The organism is Marinilabilia rubra (assembly GCF_003121985.1).
Lineage (GTDB): Bacteria > Bacteroidota > Bacteroidia > Bacteroidales > Marinilabiliaceae > Marinilabilia > Marinilabilia rubra.
Window position 1 is genome coordinate 149,778 of the sequence record NZ_QEWP01000012.1, and the last position, 20,486, is coordinate 170,263.

General features: G+C 39.6%; 14 protein-coding genes, 1 rRNA gene and 1 pseudogene. 7 read left to right on the forward strand and 9 right to left on the reverse strand.

All coding sequences use genetic code 11. The features are described 5' to 3' along the window. Positions 1–26 precede the first annotated feature (26 nt). Positions 27–1,646 carry a phosphoenolpyruvate carboxykinase (ATP) gene (pckA, locus tag DDZ16_RS14675; protein WP_109265239.1) on the forward strand — a complete coding sequence of 540 codons (1,620 nt, stop codon included), beginning with the start codon at positions 27–29 and terminating at the stop codon, positions 1,644–1,646. A gap of 9 nt (positions 1,647–1,655) precedes the next feature. On the opposite strand, the gene DDZ16_RS14680 is transcribed toward pckA, so the two are convergent. From DDZ16_RS14680 to folP, 4 genes are all read right to left on the reverse strand, one after another. Then, positions 1,656–2,513 (reverse strand): TIGR01777 family oxidoreductase, encoded by an 858-nt coding sequence (locus DDZ16_RS14680; RefSeq protein WP_109265240.1) that lies wholly within the window; start codon positions 2,511–2,513, stop codon positions 1,656–1,658. Between the two features lie 168 nt (positions 2,514–2,681). Beyond that, on the reverse strand, positions 2,682–4,037 hold the full coding sequence (locus tag DDZ16_RS14685; protein ID WP_109265241.1) for a mechanosensitive ion channel family protein: 1,356 nt from the start codon (positions 4,035–4,037) through the stop codon (positions 2,682–2,684). A 281-nt stretch (positions 4,038–4,318) separates the two neighbouring features. Then, positions 4,319–5,098, reverse strand: a complete 780-nt coding sequence (gene cdaA / locus DDZ16_RS14690; protein WP_109265242.1) for a diadenylate cyclase CdaA — start codon at positions 5,096–5,098, stop codon at positions 4,319–4,321. Positions 5,099–5,127: 29 nt separating this feature from the next. Beyond that, positions 5,128–5,997 carry a dihydropteroate synthase gene (gene folP / locus DDZ16_RS14695; protein WP_109265243.1) on the reverse strand — a complete coding sequence of 290 codons (870 nt, stop codon included), beginning with the start codon at positions 5,995–5,997 and terminating at the stop codon, positions 5,128–5,130. Positions 5,998–6,176: 179 nt separating this feature from the next. Here folP and DDZ16_RS14700 point away from each other — a divergent pair, with 179 nt between their 5' ends. The 5 genes from DDZ16_RS14700 to DDZ16_RS14720 are packed head-to-tail and all read left to right on the forward strand — an operon-like array spanning position 6,177 to position 14,230. Then, complete coding sequence (locus DDZ16_RS14700) at positions 6,177–6,743, forward strand: DUF1599 domain-containing protein (RefSeq protein WP_109265244.1); 567 nt, start codon at positions 6,177–6,179, stop codon at positions 6,741–6,743. A 21-nt stretch (positions 6,744–6,764) separates the two neighbouring features. Further along, entirely contained in the window at positions 6,765–8,006 is a 1,242-nt protein-coding gene (locus tag DDZ16_RS14705) for a BT_3928 family protein (protein WP_232526717.1), read from the forward strand. Next, positions 8,003–8,758 (forward strand): triose-phosphate isomerase, encoded by a 756-nt coding sequence (tpiA, locus tag DDZ16_RS14710; RefSeq protein ID WP_109265245.1) that lies wholly within the window; start codon positions 8,003–8,005, stop codon positions 8,756–8,758. Before DDZ16_RS14705 ends, tpiA begins: the two co-directional genes overlap by 4 nt. Positions 8,759–8,815: 57 nt before the next feature. Then, positions 8,816–9,661 (forward strand): 50S ribosomal protein L11 methyltransferase, encoded by an 846-nt coding sequence (gene prmA, locus DDZ16_RS14715; protein ID WP_109265256.1) that lies wholly within the window; start codon positions 8,816–8,818, stop codon positions 9,659–9,661. An 18-nt stretch (positions 9,662–9,679) separates the two neighbouring features. Further along, a complete protein-coding gene (locus DDZ16_RS14720) occupies positions 9,680–14,230 on the forward strand; it encodes a hypothetical protein (protein ID WP_232526719.1) in 4,551 nt (1,516 codons plus the stop codon). 159 nt (positions 14,231–14,389) lie between these two features. On the opposite strand, the gene DDZ16_RS20985 is transcribed toward DDZ16_RS14720, so the two are convergent. From DDZ16_RS20985 to DDZ16_RS14740, 4 genes and pseudogenes are all read right to left on the reverse strand, one after another. After that, entirely contained in the window at positions 14,390–14,620 is a 231-nt protein-coding gene (locus DDZ16_RS20985; protein WP_232526720.1) for a hypothetical protein, read from the reverse strand. A 17-nt stretch (positions 14,621–14,637) separates the two neighbouring features. After that, positions 14,638–14,721: pseudogene (locus tag DDZ16_RS21125) on the reverse strand (hypothetical protein); the annotation flags it as partial. 36 nt (positions 14,722–14,757) lie between these two features. Then, entirely contained in the window at positions 14,758–15,135 is a 378-nt protein-coding gene (locus tag DDZ16_RS14735; protein WP_232526722.1) for a reverse transcriptase domain-containing protein, read from the reverse strand. Between the two features lie 601 nt (positions 15,136–15,736). Next, entirely contained in the window at positions 15,737–19,423 is a 3,687-nt protein-coding gene (locus DDZ16_RS14740) for a PAS domain S-box protein (protein ID WP_109265248.1), read from the reverse strand. Between the two features lie 395 nt (positions 19,424–19,818). On the opposite strand from DDZ16_RS14740, the gene arfB reads away from it, so the two are divergent. Beyond that, a complete protein-coding gene (gene arfB, locus DDZ16_RS14745) occupies positions 19,819–20,229 on the forward strand; it encodes an alternative ribosome rescue aminoacyl-tRNA hydrolase ArfB (protein ID WP_109265249.1) in 411 nt (136 codons plus the stop codon). Between the two features lie 177 nt (positions 20,230–20,406). Here the strand turns inward: arfB and rrf are convergent. Beyond that, positions 20,407–20,486 (reverse strand): 5S ribosomal RNA (rrf, locus tag DDZ16_RS14750); the annotation flags it as partial.

Consider the following 20,486-nt stretch of genomic DNA (forward strand, 5'->3'; position numbering starts at 1 on the left):
GTATTAAATCTTTCAACCAAAAAAATATGCAAAAAACAGATTTATCCAAATATGGGATCAACAATGTTCATGAGATTTTACACAACCCTTCATTCGAGATTTTATTCTTTGAAGAAACTCACCCCGATAATAAAGGCCTCGAAAAAGGCATCCTAACAGAATTAGATGCAGTAGCAGTCGATACAGGGATTTTCACCGGAAGATCTCCAGAAGATAAATTCATTGTAAAAGATAAAACCACCGAAAATACCATTTGGTGGACATCGGAACAATCACCCAACGACAATAAACCCATTACGGAGGAAGTCTGGAATGAGTTGAAAGAACTTACTTCCAAACATCTTTCAGGCAAGCGGCTATTTGTAATGGATACTTTTTGCGGGGCTAACTGCGACAGTCGTTTAAAAGTACGTTTCATCACAGAGGTGGCCTGGCAGGCACATTTTGTAAAAAATATGTTTATTCGGCCAACCGAAGAAGAGTTAGAAAACTTTGGCGAACCTGATTTTGTATCCATGAATGCTTCAAAAGCCACCAACCCAAACTGGAAAGAACAAGGGTTAAACTCCGAAGTCTACACTGTTTTTAATCTTACCGAAAAGATGCACCTGCTTGGTGGTTCCTGGTATGGAGGAGAAATGAAAAAAGGCATATTTGCAATAATGAACTATTTTCTTCCATTACGGGGTATTTCATCAATGCATTGCTCTGCAAATGCCGGAAAGAATGGAGATACAGCCATTTTTTTTGGCCTTTCGGGAACGGGTAAAACCACTTTATCCACAGATCCTCACCGGGCCCTTATCGGTGACGACGAACATGGATGGGACGATGATGGCGTTTTTAACTTTGAAGGTGGATGTTATGCCAAGACCATCAATCTAAATAAGGACTCAGAACCAGACATCTACAATGCCATAAAAAGAGATGCCCTTTTGGAAAATGTTGTGGTTGAGAATAATGGTAAGATAGATTTCTCGGATGCCTCAAAAACTGAAAATACAAGGGTTTCTTATCCCATTTATCACATAAAAAACATTGTAAAACCTGTTTCAAAAGCCGGCCATGCTAAAACAGTCATTTTTCTTACAGCAGATGCCTTTGGAGTAATGCCCCCTGTTTCCAAGCTTAACGAAGAACAAACCAAGTATCATTTCTTATCGGGATTTACAGCAAAACTGGCCGGAACTGAGCGTGGTATTACAGATCCTGCACCAACCTTTTCCGCCGGGTTTGGGGAGGCATTTTTATCATTACACCCCACTAAATATGCAGAAGAACTTCTTAATAAAATGAAAGCATCGGGTGCCAAAGCCTACCTTGTTAATACAGGATGGAATGGAAGGGGAAAAAGGATTTCATTAAAAGACACAAGAGCCATAATTAACAACATTTTAGACGGTTCTATCGAAGAATCTGAAACCATTGAGGTACCTGTATTTAATTTGAAAACCCCCACTTCCTTAAAAAATGTAGCACCCGAAATATTAGACCCCCGTAATTCGCATTCACGTCCTGATAAATGGGAAGAAAGTGCTCTAAAGCTGGCAGAAAAGTTTATCGAAAACTTTGCAAAATACACCGATACACCAGAAGGCAAAGCACTTATTAAAGCAGGTCCACAAATCAAAAGTGAAACCCCTTAATGAGTCAGGCTATTTAACAATATCGGCAAGGGCTAATCGAATATCAGGGAATTCATACTCAAACCCGGCTTCAGGAAGGCGGCACGGGATGACTTTTTGCCCTTCAGAAAGAACCTTTGCAGCTTGTCCAAATAGGATTTTAAGGGCAAATTCCGGAACCGGAATCAGGGCAGGCCGATTCAATATTGCACTCAAAGCCTGAGTAAACTCGGAATTGGAAATCATTTGTGGAGCGACAAGATTAAATATGCCTTTTAATTCATTATGATTAATAATCCACTCCAAACCTCTGGTAAGGTCGTTTATATGAATATAGGGCATCGGTTGCAGGCCATCCCCAATTCGCCCTCCAACACCAGCCCTAAAAGGCAACAACATCTGCTTTAAAGCCCCTCCCTGTTTTGAAAGTACCACCCCCAGGCGGGCTATTGCAAGACGGGTTTTATCTGAATTTGTTTTTACAGCTTCCGCCTCCCAGGCAGTGCAAACCTGCCCCAAAAAATCGTCAGCATACTCTGTCGAATATTCATCGTGCACTTCAAAAGTATCATAAATCCCAACAGCTGAAGCGGAAATAAAAACCGAAGGAGGTTTGGACATGCTATTTATTGTTGTAACAAGTGCTTCGGTGGTGTGCGTTCGACTCGTCAGTATAACATTCTTCCACTTTTTGGTCCAACGCTTTAATATAGGAGCCCCGGCCAAATGAACTACAGCCTCCACGTCTTCAAGCTTGCTAGCCAAATGAGTAGATCCTTTTTCAAAATCACCTCGAACAAGACCAACTACAGAGTGTCCGTTGTTTAGCAATCTATCTGAGAGTGCACTTCCTACCAGACCGGTAATTCCACTTATAGCTATATTCATAATAATATCTAATTTTCTTTTGAAGCTAATTCCAAATCAAATCCTATATAATACTTATTTCCGCTTTTGTCCAATATGTTTGGCAATAAACCTCAAAAGACATTCTTCGCCAAAAGAACAATAAAAACCAAATAAAGGCTCGGCTTTAAACACAATGAACACATCTCATTATTCCTTTCGATCTAATTTCTCCCAACCGCTCTTCAAATGGAGATCTCGCTGAGGGAAAGGAATCTGAACACCATTTTGCCTGAATTTATCATCGATGGAGAATCGTATTTTACTTTTAAGTATCTCCACATAAAAAACTTCCTCAACCCAAAAGTAAACCCTAAAGTCGAGGGATGAATTGCCAAAATCTCTGAATAACACAAAAGGCCGTGGATTTTCAATTACCTCTCGTTGCTCAATGGCACTTTCTATTAATAATTTTTCCACCAACCTAACGTCTGACCCATAAGCGACTCCAACGTCGACATAAAACCTCGTGCGGCGCTCATTGTAGCTCCAGTTAATTACATTGTCGCTTACAAAATTATGATTGGGAACAACCATTATTATATTATCACGTGTCAGAATTTTTGATGTACGCAAACCAACATCCATGACCCGCCCCACCAGTTCAGACTCAATTTCCACTACGTCTCCAACCTTTATAAGCCCCTCAAAAAGAATAACTAACCCGGAAATGTAATCATTAAACAAGCCCTGAATACCAAATCCCAACCCGACCAACAACGCGGCGGAACTGGCAACCAGGACTGTAATGTTAAGGCCGATGGAATCAAGCAGTAAAATAATAGCCACAACCCACAATGCATATTTCAAGAGCTGAAAAACCGTTTTAGATTGTCCCATATTCAATCCTTTGGAAAGGATATGACGGGTATAAATAACCTCAATAAGCCGGATTCCAAGGGCAACACCGTATAAGATAAGAAGAGTATAAACAAGAATACCAGGTGTGATGGCCACATCATTGACTGAAAAAAGCTGATCGTTAAAAATATTCAACATAAAGGAGCCAGCCAGCTTTAACCATACATTTCCCAAAACAATAAACAAAAGCAGCATGGCAAACCTACGCAACTGCCTTCCTATATTCCGATCAAAGCGCCACTTTTCAGCCGCTTTAATCACCAACCTCTTAATGAGTCTGTTAAAAATAAAAAGGAGGTAAACACCAACAACCAGAGTCAGTAGAAAGAATGGTGATATGGGAACTTCCTGAGCGATAGTAACAACAGGAGTTCCAAAGAATTCACTCACGTTTAATCCCAAAACGCCTAAAACCCACAAAGCCAGTCCAACCAGAAATATCCCGCGGAAAACCCAAAATGCAGTAATTAAGAAAATCCTTCGAAAGTCGGTTATTTCTTTTTTTATCTGCCCCGGACGAGAAAAGTACCAGCCCACAATAAAAATCACTACAATAAGGCCCAGCTGAAAATATTGCCAACCACTCAGGGCTAAAAGCCAGCCTTCGCTATACCCGGGCATTTCTGTTATTAAAGAATCAATCATAAATCAGATGATTAGATTTTCAACGTTAAGCTAAAACACAACAAGAAGATAAAACACCTGTATAAAAACAATATTCCTTTAAACGATTGTAAAACACTAATTTTCGATTACCTGCAGTCAAAGGCGTATTTGCAATAAAGATCGGATTATCAGCATAATTTAGTTTATCTTAAATCTTACCTGACTGCCGTCAGGCTGGTATTTTAAAAGTCTGACGATCTATTGTTACAGCAAAGTACAATAAAACAAGAAATTAACCTCATGCCAAAAAGTAAGAAATTTTAATTAGTTAATCCAGCTTCTTCCAGTCTTTTCTCAAGCTCGTTTATTGAAATATTATATTCTCCCCGACCGTTCTGAAAGAAGCTTATGCGCCCGCGCTCCTCGGAAACAACTATAGCTACAGCATCTGTCGACTCGGTAATCCCCATCCCTGCACGGTGCCGGAGGCCAAAACGCTTGGGAAGTTCCATGTTTTGCGAAACGGGCAAAATACAACCTGCAGCTTTTATTTTGTTGCGATTAATAATGAGTGCGCCGTCGTGCAACGGACTGTTTTTAAAGAAGACAGATTCAATCAACCTCCTTGATATCACCGCATTTAACAACTCACCTGTGTGCACAAAATCAAGTAACTCCGAGTTTTTTGTTATGACAATCAGGGCACCTGTTTTTGATTTGGCAAAATCTTCGCAGGCTTGAACCACAGGTCGAATATAAATGTTCATCATCCCCGCTGACTTGCCTTCAAAAAAACGATCGAAAGAAAACTTACTGTGAAGATTGTAACGCCCCCCCAACAGCAATAAAAAGCGTCTTATTTCCTGCTGAAAAACAACAATTATTGCCACAACTCCAACATTCACAAAGTTGTCAAGAATGGTGGATGACAATTCCATGCTAAGTGACTTTATCAGGAGCCAGAAAACAATAAATGCAAAAATACCAATGAAAATATTTAAAGCCACGGTTCCTTTGATCAGCTTGTAAAGCCGATACATTAAATAGGCAACCAAAAAGATATCGACCAAATCGATAAATCTTATTTCAAGGAAGGTCATATTGCTGTTTTAACAAAGTAACGAATATATTACTTCAATGTTTTTGAGACTAATTTAACACATTCTACGGCTTCTTTAACATCGTGAACCCTTAAAATATTAGCACCGGTGCTCAATGCCAACGTATTCAGCACTGATGTTCCGTTTAAGGCAGTATGAGCATCTCCCCCAAGAAACTTATAAATCATGGATTTACGGGATACTCCCACCAAAATTGGAACTTCAAACATTCTGAACTGCTCTAAATCATGCAGAAGCTGATAATTGTGGTCAATTGTTTTTCCAAACCCAAAACCGGGATCCAGAATAATATCCGACACTCCCAACTCACGTAAACGGTCTGTTTTTCTGGCTAAATACAAAATAACTTCTCCGGTAACATCAACATAATGAGGATCTTTCTGCATACTCCCCGGAGTTCCTTGAATATGCATGAGTATATATGGAACATTCAATTTTCCAATGGTTTCAAACATGGAGTTATCAAGCGTTCCGGCCGAAATGTCGTTTATTATATCAACCCCGTAATCATTAACTGCTTTTTCGGCAATGGCCCCTCTAAAGGTATCGAGGGACAAAAGAACGTCAGGCCAGGATTTTCTGATAGCTTCAAGAACAGGCCAGAGACGGGCCGCCTCCTCCTCTTCAGAAATATGATCTGCACCGGGACGTGATGAATAGGCGCCCACATCCACAATCGTACCACCTTCTCGTTGTATTTTTTCAACCCGGTCCAAAACAGCATCAATAGCCTGCACACGACTCTCTGCGTAAAAGCTGTCGGGGGTTATATTTACAATCCCCATCACAACCGGTTCACTCATATCCACCAGACGTCCACGACAATTAATCTGATACCCTTTATCCAGAAATCGTTTTTTTACTTCATACTGCTTCATGCATTTCCAGCTTTTAATTACAATTCACGCAAAATGAATTATTGTGGTAATATCAACAAACAAAAAAAGCTAAAAAAAGAGAGTTTTCAAAGGTTGAAACAGGGGTAGTTTTCAATATAAAAAGATATAGGTGCCATGTTCCATAGCTTTTTTGTAATTTTACGGCTCAAAATTGAAATATGGCGGAAAAAACAGACCAACAATACGAGCATGTCATAAAGTTGTGCCGTGACATTTTTGAGAAAAAGATGAAAGATTACGGAACGGCCTGGCGAATCCTCAGGCCAAGTTCCATGACCGATCAGATATTTATAAAAGCCCAGCGGATCAGGAGTATTGAAACTAAAGGAACATCCAAAATTGAGGATGATATAAAATCGGAGTTTATAGGCATCGTTAATTATGCCACAATGGGGCTTATTCAGCTTGATCTTGGGCCGTCCGATCATCCTGCCATGCTGCCCGAGGAAGCTTCCGAACTTTACAACAAACATATTTACGCCGCCAAAAACCTGATGGGCGATAAAAACCATGATTATGACGAAGCCTGGCGAAATATGCGCATCAGTTCTTTCACAGATCTTATCCTGATGAAACTGCACAGAACAAAACAAATAGAAAACAATCAGGGGAAAACCATTATTTCGGAAGGTATTGATGCCAACTACATGGACATAATTAATTATGCCGTTTTTGGTCTGATAAAAATAGAGTTTCCGGAAGAAAAGACAGAAAACGCCAATTAATTTATCCAAAAATCGTTTGATATGATGTTGAAATTATTACGATTTATCAGTCGGTTACTGGTGGGAGCCACCTTTATTTTTTCAGGATTCGTTAAGGCTGTTGATCCTGTGGGAGGTTCCATCAAATTCCACGATTACTTTCAGGCCTTTAATATGGACTGGCTAATGTCTTTAACAATGCCGGCCAGCGTTGCTCTTGCATCGCTTGAATTCATCATAGGCGTGCTTCTGGTATTCAACATCTTTCCCAAAATTGCCACTCGTCTGTCGTTTTATTTTCTGTTATTCTTCACCATCCTGACACTTGGTTTAGCCATTTTTAATCCGGTCACTGATTGTGGATGTTTTGGTGATGCCATAAAACTTACAAACTGGGAAACTTTTTGGAAAAACATTGTCATTCTTGCATTTGCCAGCCTGCTGTTTTTCTCAAAACAAACTTTAAATTCCCCCTGTTCATTATCGTTACAACGAGTTTTCACCTTTTTAATGGTGGTTTATATTTTGGGGATATCAATTTACAGTTTCAAACACTTGCCACTCCTCGACTTTCGTCCATATTCGATTGGCAGCAACATATCAGCCGGAATGACTATTCCCGAAGACGCCCCCCAGCCCCAATACAAAACAACTTTCATACTTAAAAAAGATGGGGTTCAAAAAGAATTTAACGAAAACAATTATCCATACGAAGACACCACCTGGGTATTTGTTGACAGCAAAACCGAGTTGATTAGTGAGGGATATACCCCTCCTATCCATGACTTTGTACTCCAACATCCGGAGAGAGGAGACATCACGGATCAACTATTGAATATGAAGGAACCCTTATGGCTGGTTGTATCCCCTAAAACATCTGCAATATCAGAAGAACAGGCACTTGAACTGGCTCAGCTGAATGCAACGGCCGGGGAGGATAATATTCCATTCTTTGTTGTTACAGCATCCACAATGGATGAGGCACAAAACTTTAATGAAGCCTTCAAAACGAATTTTGACTTTCTGCAGGGAGATGAAACCAACCTAAAAACCATCATCAGGTCCAACCCGGGATTGTTGCTGTTGCAAAATGGAACCGTAACCGGGAAATGGCACTATAACGATTTGCCGGCCCCTTCAGAGTTAACACATCCACTCAGTATGACTTTGAAGCAGCTACAGGCAAAAAAATCGCGCAATTTATTACTTGGGCATTTATTTCTGATTGTCCTTGTTGCTTTGATTATATTAAAATCACGTAAAACCATAAACAAAAACCAATGAGACAAAACATTGTAGCCGGAAACTGGAAAATGAACAAAAACCTCCAGGAAGGGGTAGAATTGGCAAAAGAACTTCAATCTGCATTGCAGGCCGAAAAGCCAAATTGCAGAGTGGTGATCGGAACACCTTTCATTCACCTGACAGAAGTTTGCAAGACTGTTGATCAGGACCTAATTGGTGTTTCAGCTCAAAACTGTGCCGACCAGGAATCAGGTGCTTACACCGGAGAAGTATCAGCCGAAATGGTTAAATCAACCGGAGCCCGCTATGTTATTCTTGGACACAGTGAAAGAAGAGCTTATTATGGTGAGACCAATGAAATCCTGAAAACCAAAACTGACCTTGCTCTTAAAAACGAGTTAACACCTATTTTCTGTATTGGTGAAGTATTGGAAGAGAGAGAAGCAGACAAACATTTTGAGATTGTAAAATCTCAAATCGAAGAAGCTTTGTTCCACCTTTCAGCTGATGATTTCAAAAAAATCGTTTTGGCATATGAGCCTGTATGGGCTATTGGAACAGGAAAAACAGCTTCTCCCGAGCAGGCTCAGGAAATGCATGCATTCATTCGTAAAGTGCTTGCTGATAAATATGGCCAGGATGTTGCTGATGAAATTTCCATTCTTTACGGTGGTAGTTGTAAGCCGGGAAACGCCAAAGAACTATTTTCAAACGCAGATGTTGATGGTGGCTTAATTGGTGGTGCTTCTCTTAAAGCAGAAGACTTCCGTGGTATTATTTCTGCATTTTAATTTATTGGAAACCATTTTTTCGACCTGCCCCCATGTTTGGGCAGGTCTTTTTTTATTATGACATACAAAAAGATCAACATAAAAATCGCACCTGCGACTGAAGCCTCCAAAGAAATTTTTATCGCACTGCTCTCCGAATTGGGCTATGAAAGTTTTCTTGAATCGCAAGAAGGCCTTGAGGCCTATATTCTTGAAGATCTATATCGCCCTCTTGACGAAAACAATCTTCCAATTCTTAACTCACCGGAGTTTACGGCCGAAATTTCCGTAGAGGACCTTGAAGAAAAAAACTGGAATGAGGAATGGGAAAAAAATTATTTCAAACCCATTCTTATCGGAAATGAGTGTCTTGTGCGCTCCTCCTTTCATGAAAAGCCCTCCCAGGCTCCGAAATACGAAATTTTAATCAATCCCAAAATGTCATTTGGAACAGGGTATCATGAAACCACCAGTTTAATGATACAATTTATCCTTGAAAGAGAAGTTGATGGTCAGCAAATTCTGGATATGGGATGTGGAACAGGAATATTGGGAATCTTAGCCTCAATGAAAGGCGCCAAACAGGTTTTAGGCATTGACATAGACCAATGGGCCAGGGAAAATGCAATAGAAAACCTTCAGCTCAATCACATCAATAATATGGACATAAAGCTTGGTGACGCCTCTTTACTACGAGAGATGCCGGAATTTGATACCATCCTGGCCAATATCAATCGAAATATCCTGTTGGAAGACATGCCACGTTACAATGAAGTTGCCAAAAAAGGAGCTACAATAATAATGAGCGGTTTTTACGAAGAAGATTTTGATAAAATAAATAAAAAAGCCCTTTCGCTTAATTGGGAACATCTTTCTGTCAAAGAACAGAACAAATGGGTAGCTCTATCGTATAGGAAAAAATAATTTCTCAAAGCCAGATAAATGAGTAGGGCCAATTCATCTATATTTCAGAGTAATAAATCCGTATTCTCTCAAAGCCTGAGTTTTAAAGTCTTTATCCTGATAATCATTTCCATGCTTTTTGGCCAAATGAAGGCTCAGGAAAAATTCTTTACATCCACTGGTGAAGCAGCTTTTTTGGAAAAAATAGAAGACATTTTTAAAGCCTCCTCTGAAAGAAAAAAGGCGAAGGATTATCTTGACGGTTTTGAGGAGTTCTGGCTCTCTCCTTCCACTCCCGACGAGGCCAAAACAGCGATTATCGAAATATCCGACTTGCTGTATGATAAAAATGCAAGAGCTTTTCCGGATTACCATTTATTCCTTACTACAGTTCAATCTTTTGTTCAAAACGATCAGCTCAATAAAAACTTTTCAATCTGGGTAAAGGCCACCAAATCTTTTTTTGAAAAGCAAAAATTCGCTGTCCGCCATTTCAACAAAATTCTAGATACCACACAAGGAATATTAATTGAACAGAGAATATTTAGTTCACCCGGTGTGGCTTGGTTTTCCCGTACACCTGAATACCAGTTTATTTTTGAAAACGACAGTTTAAAACTCTCCCTCCCAAGTACGACCCTTGTTTGTCATTCAAGAAACGACAGCATTTCGATATACAACACACGTGGCAAAATGGATGTGGTTTCCGGACTCTGGGAAGGCATCGAAGGGCGGGTAACCTGGGAACGAAGTGGCTATGCCTCCAATAAAGTATATGCAGATTTCGATGCCTACACCGTTGACATGGATGACTCCGATTTTGTTGTTAAAAACGTCACATTTTACAATCGATTCTATTTCAACAGCCCCCTCAAAGGAAACCTCACACATAAGGTGATGTCCATAAACTCCCCTTCATCAAGTACATATCCTAAGTTCGAATCATACGAGCAGGTTTTTCGAATAGACAATATACATCCCAACATGAATTACAAGGGAGGCTTTTCCCAGCATGGAGCAAAATTTCTGGGTTCGGGAACCGATAAAAATCCTGCTACCATCAGCATCTTTAGAAATGACACCCTTTTCATCTCTGCAAAATCCCTGTTCTTTGCTTTACGCGAAGACGAAATTCTAAGTAAGAACACCGAAGTCACGATGCATCTGGACACCGGCACCATACACCATCCCGGTCTGGAATTCAAATACATGGCACCTTCCAATGATCTTTATCTCATCCGAAGTGGAGAAGGCATATCCCAGAGTCCGTTCTTCGATACCTACCATAATGTGAGCATCGATTCGGAAATTATTCATTGGAATTTGAATAATCACTACATGGAGTTGCGAATGCTCGACGGAGCTTCCCGAAACCACTCCTTTTTCGAATCTTTGAGTTTTTACCGCGAGTCATTTTTCAATTACCTACAGGGGATGGATGCCATCCACCCTCTTTTTGGTTTGCGAAATTGTTATTACCAAAACAAAAAAAAACCTTTCACGGCCAAAGACTATGCACGCTTTTTAAACAGGCCTGAGAGCCAGGTCAGACAACAAATATTAAAACTATCCTTTTCAGGTTTTGTGGACTTCAATGTAAATACGGATACCGTAAAAATCCAGGAAAGACTGATGGATTACATCAAATTCAGGATGGGTAAAAAGGATTATGATGTCATTCGTTTTAAATCTACAACCCCCGAGAATGAACCCAATGCCATATTTGACCTTAAAAACTATGATCTGGCCCTTAATGGAGTTGAAAACATATCCATCAGTGACCACCAAAATGTCGTATTTTTACCTGAGAATAAAGAGGTAACTCTAAAGAATAACAGAAATTTCAGCTTCAACGGTCATATTCTCGCAGGTATGATTGAATTGTTCGGAGATGGATTCTTCTTTTCCTACGACGATTTCAGAATAGACATGCAAACGATCGATTCAATGCGTATGAGTGTTGAATCAGACCGAACGGATAATTACGGTCGTCCGTTATTGCGAACCATTGACAATACAGTGGCAGGATTGTCGGGCTACCTCCAGATTGACACAGCCAATAATAAATCGGGAATTCTTGATTTCCCCCGTTTCCCGGTTTTGGTAAGCGATCGAAATTCCTTTGTATACTACGACCGGGGAGACATTCAGGATGGCGCATACGATTCAGAAAACTTCTATTTTGAACTAAATCCTTTTGAAATAGATAGTATTAATAATTTAAACTTAAGCAACATTGTATTTGACGGGAAGTTGGTTTCAAATATTTTCCCGGAAATTGAAGACCAACTTGTTGTGCGTAACGACTATTCATTAGGATTTATAAAAACCACTCCTTCTGATGGCTATCCCATATATAAAGAAAGAGCCAGATTCACCAATGAAATTGATTTGAGCAATGAGGGCCTAAAAGGAAACGGACGATTGGATTATCTGACCAGTTCAGCAGAATCAGAAGAATTTACCTTTTTGCCGGATGAAACCAAAGGAGAGGCCCACACTTTTAACATTGAACCTCAAACAACAGGGGTTGAATATCCCGATGTTCAGGGAGAAAACGTCCAAATAAATTATTTCCCCAACCAGGAAGAGCTTTTAGCGCAAACCACCTCTCAGGAGATGCACATTTTCAAAGAAGAAACCTCCCTAAAAGGAGGGCTTACCCTTGCTCCCAATGGGTTGGTAGCCCATGGAAAACTCTTCATGCCAAGTGCCAACCTGGTCTCAAAAAAAATGGATTTAACACATCACGGCCTAATGACTGACAGTGCTGATTTTAATCTGATCGGTGATGAAGAGATGGAGGGTGTCTCATTTAAAACAAACAATCTGATAGCAGATCTGGACTTTGAAGAGCGCCAGGGACGCTTCCAATCGCGGGATATGGGTAATAAGGTAGAATTTACTGAAAATCGCTACATCGCTTATATCAGTGAATTTTCGTGGGATATGGACATGAACGATATTTATATGGGGGCCAGTGGATCAGAGGGAAACCGTTTCGTATCTACCCATCGAAAACAAGACTCCTTAGACTTCAGGGCTCCACTTGCTGTTTATGATATTGAAACCCGGACAATTGAAGCAAGCGAGGTTTACAACATTCAAGTAGCCGATGCTGATATTATTTTGAATGATGGAATTGTAAAAATCCACCAGGACGCAAAAATGGATCCATTGGACTCTACCTTTGTCGTTCTAAAAGATTCAAAACATAAATTTAAAAATGCACATATTGCCATTGAAGGTAAGCATATGTATAATGGCTATGGTGAATATGACTTCATCAATGGGGATGATAAAGAATTTACGTTGGATTTCCATAATATTTCGGTAAATGATGAAGTCCAAACAGAGGCAGAAGGGACCATCCCGGAAGACAAGCTTTTTACATTTGATGAACATTTTGCCTTCCAGGGTGATGTTGCCCTAAAAACCGGGGAGCCCTTACTCACTTTCGATGGCGGAACCCAATTATTACACCGTTGCTCACAAAAGGGCCCGCAGGATTATGTCAGGTTCACCTCAAAAATAGATCCTGACAGCATCCGAATACCGATTGATGAGAAAACAGTAAACATGGAACTTGAGGATTTAAGCCATGATGTTTTCCTCAATCTTGATTCGACACATATTTACAGTGCTTTTCTTGAAAAAAACAGAAGAATCAATAATACACCGATTGTTCGTGCCGACGGCTTTCTAAGATATAACAAAGGAATCAGCAGTTTTGAAATTGCTGAGCCACGAAAGTTAGCTCAACCTGATTCGTCAGGCAATATTATCCGATACCTGGAAAAGGAATGTGCCGTAACGGGCGAGGGTGAATTAAACCTGGGAATAGATCTTGAACAGGTTAAGCTTCATGCATCAGGAAAAATATCGCACCTGAAAGCTGAAAACGAAATAGATATAAATGCCCTTTTGGGAGCCGATTTTATGCTTGATCCTGCGAGTTTGACCTCCATGGCCAACATCATTCGAGCATCAAAAGCTCCTGATGCCAACGATAAAAAAGAAATTACAGAAAAACGGCTCAGAGAATGGACCACTTCGAAAACAGCGAAAAAAGTGGCGGATCTGATTCAGCCTACCACAGATATTATAGAGGTGTTACCCCCTGAATTACAATACACACTTGGCTTTACAAACATTGATTTCAGATGGGATACACCGTCAAGATCGTATGTTGCAGATGGAAAAGCCAACCTGGGATGGATTCACAACCTCTCGGTTGCCCGCGAAGTTGATGTTAAGGCACTTATTTCCAGAAGCCGGGGTGGAAACTCCTTTGAAATACATATCCAGGCCGATCCTGATACCTGGTTTTTCTACAGTTACAATAATGGAAAAATGTTGATTCTATCCTCTTCAGATTCCTTCAATGAAGCCATCCAGAGGCTGGATATAGATGAACGAAAAATAAAAACAGGCTTAGGCCAGGACAATTATGTATTCCAAATAGGATCGAATAACCGCCTGAGAAGCTTCATGGACTTTTTCAAAGCGCCCGAAAATGAAAATATTGAAAACAAAAAAGCAACTAAGGAAACCCAAAACGAGAACGACACTGAAAAGGAAGAAAACTAAGAGTGCTTAACAAAATCAACGGTTCATTTAAATACAATGGCCTGGTCTTATTAATACCAGCCGGGCCATTAATTCATATGCGATGGATGTATGCTTATCCGGCAAACTCTCCCCAAAGTGTTGAATACCGCCATCCTGTCAATTCTTTTCCACTGCCTCTCAGCACCCGGTCTGTTGATTACTAAGGGTCCGGGTAGAGCGGCTCATTACTTTGCCGCTCCCCCACAGATCCGTACGAGCGGATTTCCCGCATACGGTTCCTCTCAACTTGGTTTCGCTAAAAGATAAGAATGATATATCCTGGGTTTTAACAATGGACACCATTGGATCACCAGTTTGGTGAACCGCTCCCATTGCCATGTTGGCTTCCCCCCTCGTCTGTTCAGCCATTTAAGCAACAAACGTCTTATCTGGTGGTAATAACCGGCCAGTCTTCGGGAATTGAAAGTTATGCCATAATAATTGTAGTATCCACGAAGTTTGACATTCAAATCCCGGATATTATCCCTAATTCTATTGTGCCTGTTTCACTTCAACCATTCTCCCGTTTTGTTTAGAGCCTCCGAGTATTTCTTTTTGCTCGTTTTGCGTTTGAGTATGGGTTTTCCCTTTCTGCTTTTACCCATATAGTGGGTAAATCCCAGAAAATCGAAACTCCTGTTTCCCCGGTCTGGTTCGTTCAGATTTACCATCCGGGTCTCTCCCGGATGTAATTGAAGAAAATATTTCTCAGATCGTTTGAAAAGTACTTCCATTACACGAGTTTCATCTTCTACTCTTTCAAACCCGAGAACAAAGTCATCGGCATAACGAACTATAAAACTCCTGCCCTTCAATCTGGGTTGGATAACTTCTGAAAACCATTCATCCAACACATAATACAGATAAATATATGCATTTGCCATGCTCAACGACCCCGGTCGGGCACAGTTCCCTTACCATGACGATTACTGCGCTACTGTTCCCACAAGCGCTAATGTGAAAACCCTTGCATTCGGTTTTTTTTCGAGGCTTTAACTAAACGGCTTTTGCATTCCCGGTGTACGCTTCGTGCCAACATTTCTGCTAACTACGCAACACTCAGTTCCGGGTGTCGGTTAAACTTTCCCGGATAGGATTGATTACCTACTGGTTCCGGATGAAAAGTTTCAAAGAACTATATGCTAATTCTCTCTTCACGGGCTTAGCTTGGCGCAAAGCGCTGGGAAACGCATATTTTATTAACTATTAAAACTTTAAATCATCTCAACAAGGACTTAAGCCTAAGGTTATTTCACAATTACTCCAATTTCTTTGCACTTGAATTTATGAAAATGGCTAATCAAAAGAACAAAATTTACTTCACCGTCACAATCTCGAAGTATTTCAATACTATTTCGTTTGGGCGGCTTGCAAATTCTGTCCTTTTGACTTTTTCAGCAGCTCCTACTTAAATCTATACCGGAAGCTTCGGAACTAAGGATCTATTGATTTACAATAATATTTCAGCACAGCATTTGCATGAATTTAATTGTCACCATCTCTCAAAACCGGAAGCGTGAAATAAAATACAGATCCCACACCCGGAGTGGACTCTAACCATATTTTCCCGCCCAGCATCTCCACATGACCTTTACAAATAGCCAATCCTAATCCGGTGCCGCCAAAATGGCCTTTAATGTTGTTATCGGCCTGCATAAAGCGATCGAAAATGCGATCCTGCATCTTAAGAGGAATCCCTACCCCCGTGTCTTTCACATAAAAAACGAACTCGCTATCTTCCTTCAATTCGTAACCATACTCCACAAAACCTTCATCGGTGAATTTTAAAGCATTACCCAACAAATTTATGAGAATCTGTCTCAATTTTAATTCATCTGTCAGCAATACCGCCATCCCATTATTTAAAGATTTATTCAGCTTGAGCAAGACTCCTTTTTCTTTAGCTTTGGACCGAAATATTCCGTGAAGTTCAGATACAAGGTCATTGATATTTACAGGAATAACATTGGCCATTTCCTGCCGGGTTTCAATGGCTGATATGGTCAAGATATCATTTACCAGGTCTAGCAACTGTCGACTGCTGTTCACTATGATCGTGGTAAATTCTTTTCTGTCATCATCGGTTAAATAATCCATTCCAAGCATTTCGGAAAACCCAATAATGGAATTTAAGGGCGTTCTGATTTCGTGCGACATATTTTGCAAGAAAGCAGTTTTCAGTTTTTCGCTTTCTTCTGCCCTTTCAATAGCAGTGCTCAGATCTTCATTTATACTAGTGAGTTCTTCATTCATTGTAAGGTATTCCTCATTAAGAGAAGCATACTCTTCATTTTGCCTTTCGAGCATCTCACGGCTTTCCTGTAAAGCTTTCTCAGCCATTTTTTGCTCAGTAACATCGCGCCCAACTCCTATGATCTCAGAGATCTCACCTCTCTCATTCAGTATTGCAGTATCACTCCATGCCAGCCATTTCCATCCATCTTTGGTCATTGCTCTTTGTTCTAACAGCACCTGATGTGGTGAATCGTTAAGTTTCTTCATAGCTTCTTCGGTTGAAGCTCTGTCTTCAGGATGAACCAACGGCATAAATTTCTTATTCAGAAGCTCATCTTCACTTTTTGCAAACAGTTTGCAGTAAGAGGGACTTACGTATAGTAAATACCCTTCACGATCAACCTTTACAACCAGGTCACTTTGGTTTTCGACCAATAACCGGTACTTCTCCTCATTCACTTTAAGAGCATTTTCGGCTGCAAGTCGATCACTTATATCTCTGCCGACCCCCAGAATACCGGTGACATTTTTTTCATCATTTAGAAGAAGAGTAGTAATAACTTCAAGAGGAACAGACCCTCCTGACTTCTTTTTGACATTTATCCGTGTTTTCTCTACACGCATCATCTCTTCACCTATCCCATACCTCGCTATTCTGAGTGGTAAACGTGACTTCACTTTTGAGAATGATTCTTCTTCAAGAATAAATCCCATATTTTTCCCAACCAGTTCTTCATATGAAAAACCGGTTAGCTTTTTAACAGAGGGGCTAACATAACTGAACGCCTCAACTTTCGGATCATAAACCCAAATTAAATCACCTGCATTCTCAGAGATCAACCGATATCTTTCCTTACTTTTTTTCAACCGGTTTTCAGCTTCCCGTCGTTTAGTGATATCCGAAAAAATAGTGGCAAATCCACTCTGTCCCCATGGAGTCACTGATATCTCAAAATACTTTTTGTGTATTTCTGAAAAGGACTCAAAGACAAAAGATTCTCTGTTCGAAACAGCATCAATATACTTATCAAAATAAGAAGGAAATTCAGAATAGGCCTCTTTTGCTTCTTTCCCAATTACCCATTCTCTCTTCAGCCCAAGCAAATCTTCAAAAGCGCGGTTAACTTCCATTATTCTGTAACTAACGGCTGAATTGCCGTCGTATATCATTTGATGGAAAGCCACCCCTTCGCGCATGTTTGAGAATAGGGACTTAAATCTTTCTTCACTAATTTCAAGGTTTGAAATATATTTATCGATTTCATTTTCCAGAATTAGTCTTCGATTTATCATCACCACGATAAACAAAGTGATTAAAACAGTGATTAACATCCCAATCACAAAAGGAGTCCAAAAAGATGACGAAGCAAATACTTTGTAAAAACCGGAACCCGCTTCAATGTATACAGAAAAAACCTTACCAAAGAAAAAGTCGAGAAATTCATACGAAACTTCTCCATTATTTTCAGTTACATTATTGAAAAAATCATTATTTCCATTTTCCCTGTCAAGTTCAGCACTACTAATCTGTTTTAGATTAATCTCATAAAAATTATCGTATATTGTTTCGTGATGCAATAAAGATCTCATCAAAGCATCAAGATCCATAGTAATAGACGCAAAGCCATTAGTGTTTCCATCTTTATCTTTGGTTACCAGAAATAGATCAACAAGTCTTTTCCCGTTTGCTTTATAGCTATTGGTTGCTGATATAAAACCAGTATAAAGCGTTTCTAAAATAGCACCAAATCGTAATGTATCGGAATTGGCAGGGTATTTCCCATCACGAACAGTACTTTTCTCAGGAGGATAACTAAAACGACTAAAAAAGCCTTCATCCGGATAATGTTCTATCCATCCGGCTGAAGCAATAAATGGATAATCCACCACTCGTTCTACATATTCATTAAATTCCTCATGTGTAACCGTTTCACTGGCCGTAAACAGTTTAGAGATCCCTAACAGTGAATGTTTAACCATGTCAAGAGACCTTGCAAAAGCGGCAGCTTCAGCAGATGCAGATTGTGAAAAAACAGCATCTTTATACCTATTACTTTCAACAAATGAAATTTTAGCAATGTAAAGAGAGATTATCAATCCCGCAATCATAGCGAACACTCCCTCCCAATATCTTAAAGTATGAAAATGAATTAAAGATTTTTTATCTTTCTTTTTTCTGGCATATTTAAATCCGGCTAAAAGAAACACAAACAACAGCAGGGTAATGACTAAAGGCAAAATCTTCACTATGTTTTTGTGATATATCCATTCAGAAAGGGGTATATCAATGCCAACCACCATTAAAACATCATCTCCATCAATATCCATGACAGGAGCAAAACAACTGACAAATGAACCATACTCATCATGATAGGGATCTGTGACAATTGTGCTATAATCAGAAAAAACATTACCCAAAACAGATGGAGGATGAATGTATTTAGTTCCGGGAGGGGAATACAATGGGTCTCCGGGCATGTAACTTTCAGGGCCAAAAAAAAAGTTATTTCCTGCTTTTTTTACTGTATAAATGCCATCTACCCCAGATAAAAAAGCATAATTTCTAATTTGATTTTTTATCCGTTCATAAAATGGAGTGTTTTTATCCTCAACAGTAAACTTTAACCTGGATATTTGCTCAGGATGAAATGAATGCACAAGTTTAACTGTCTGCATCCTTAATTTCTGTTTCATAAACTTCTCCTGATTATACGAAACGTTGTTTGTTATTAACCATCCGGAAAACAAAACAACAACCGCAGCCAAGATCCCGCCCCATCTTATAATCCATCCGGAAATAAATTCTATAGAAAGTTTTGAATGATGATCTGAAACAGTCAAACGCTCTTTTTTAACCCGTTTTCGGGTCATAACAGCAATAATAACAATGGATATAAATACAAATAATGGCTCAATATATTCTAAAACCAGAAGCATGCGCATCTTTTTTAATAACCTTTCAAAATTCTTTTCCTAAAATATGCATTTTAATTTCATTTTCAACCTCCAATTATTTCAAATCCGAAAATTTTATTTTATTTAAGCCCATTTTCTTTCAATATTCCGTTAAACTTATGTAAAATTCTATAAATCGGCTTTTGGGAATTACAGGTATGGTTGACTTAAACCCTTGTTTAATGGCACTTTCCGATTTATCTTAAATCTTACCTGACTGACGGCAGACAGGTATCTAAAAATCGAACGATTTATTGACTTTAATAAAACCCTATAATTGCATGAAATAAATAGGCAGAAGAAAGGCATAACAGCCCTTCTTCTCCAGGTCAAAGGTACTATCCAGGTATAATCCTGTCTTAAATTTTTCATCTGATATGGCAACACAAATAAGAAAAAGAGGACTTGAAACAGAAATAACCATTTCGGCAACAAAAAGTAGTGGTGCAGGGGGACAAAATGTAAACAAAGTAAATACAAAAGTAGAATTGCGTTTCTCCATACCAAATTCTTCCATTCTCTCAAATCGGGAAAAAGAACTTTTGGTCTCCAGATTAGGATCAAAACTAACAAGAAGCGGTGACCTGATACTTTCCTCCGAAGAGGAGCGGTCACAATTGCGTAATAAAAATACTGTTATTGAAAAGTTTTACGGTTTAATAGAATGGGGAGTGCGGCCTGTAAAAAAAAGAATCCCCACTAAACCGACAAAAGCATCGAAAAGAAGAAGGATTGATAACAAAAGAAAAAATTCGGAGAAGAAAAGCAGACGCCGAAATGATTTTTAAAAACAGTCCAGCAGTCCAGATTCATTCCCGGGCGAATGCTCCGGGCTAATCTGATTGCAGACTTTCAGCCTGCTACTTTTCCATATTTCTGTAATATAGAAAATGGTCAGCATTAGAAGGGGTATAAACAAAAAAAATCCCGGTCTGAAATTAATCAGACCGGGATTTCTACTTAAAGATCGGCGGCGACCTACTCTCCCACTTTTACGTAGTACCATCGGCGCTAACAGGCTTAACTTCTCTGTTCGGAATGGGAA

What these genes read in the sequence shown, in the direction of transcription:
- pckA (WP_109265239.1), top strand. Translation starts at nt 27, where the DNA reads ATGCAAAAAACAGATTTATCCAAATATGGGATCAACAATGTTCATGAG.
- DDZ16_RS14680 (WP_109265240.1), bottom strand. Translation starts at nt 2,513, where the DNA reads ATGAATATAGCTATAAGTGGAATTACCGGTCTGGTAGGAAGTGCACTC.
- DDZ16_RS14685 (WP_109265241.1), bottom strand. Translation starts at nt 4,037, where the DNA reads ATGATTGATTCTTTAATAACAGAAATGCCCGGGTATAGCGAAGGCTGG.
- cdaA (WP_109265242.1), bottom strand. Translation starts at nt 5,098, where the DNA reads ATGACCTTCCTTGAAATAAGATTTATCGATTTGGTCGATATCTTTTTG.
- folP (WP_109265243.1), bottom strand. Translation starts at nt 5,997, where the DNA reads ATGAAGCAGTATGAAGTAAAAAAACGATTTCTGGATAAAGGGTATCAG.
- DDZ16_RS14700 (WP_109265244.1), top strand. Translation starts at nt 6,177, where the DNA reads ATGGCGGAAAAAACAGACCAACAATACGAGCATGTCATAAAGTTGTGC.
- DDZ16_RS14705 (WP_232526717.1), top strand. Translation starts at nt 6,765, where the DNA reads ATGATGTTGAAATTATTACGATTTATCAGTCGGTTACTGGTGGGAGCC.
- tpiA (WP_109265245.1), top strand. Translation starts at nt 8,003, where the DNA reads ATGAGACAAAACATTGTAGCCGGAAACTGGAAAATGAACAAAAACCTC.
- prmA (WP_109265256.1), top strand. Translation starts at nt 8,816, where the DNA reads ATGACATACAAAAAGATCAACATAAAAATCGCACCTGCGACTGAAGCC.
- DDZ16_RS14720 (WP_232526719.1), top strand. Translation starts at nt 9,680, where the DNA reads ATGAGTAGGGCCAATTCATCTATATTTCAGAGTAATAAATCCGTATTC.
- DDZ16_RS20985 (WP_232526720.1), bottom strand. Translation starts at nt 14,620, where the DNA reads ATGGCTGAACAGACGAGGGGGGAAGCCAACATGGCAATGGGAGCGGTT.
- DDZ16_RS14735 (WP_232526722.1), bottom strand. Translation starts at nt 15,135, where the DNA reads ATGGCAAATGCATATATTTATCTGTATTATGTGTTGGATGAATGGTTT.
- DDZ16_RS14740 (WP_109265248.1), bottom strand. Translation starts at nt 19,423, where the DNA reads ATGCTTCTGGTTTTAGAATATATTGAGCCATTATTTGTATTTATATCC.
- arfB (WP_109265249.1), top strand. Translation starts at nt 19,819, where the DNA reads ATGGCAACACAAATAAGAAAAAGAGGACTTGAAACAGAAATAACCATT.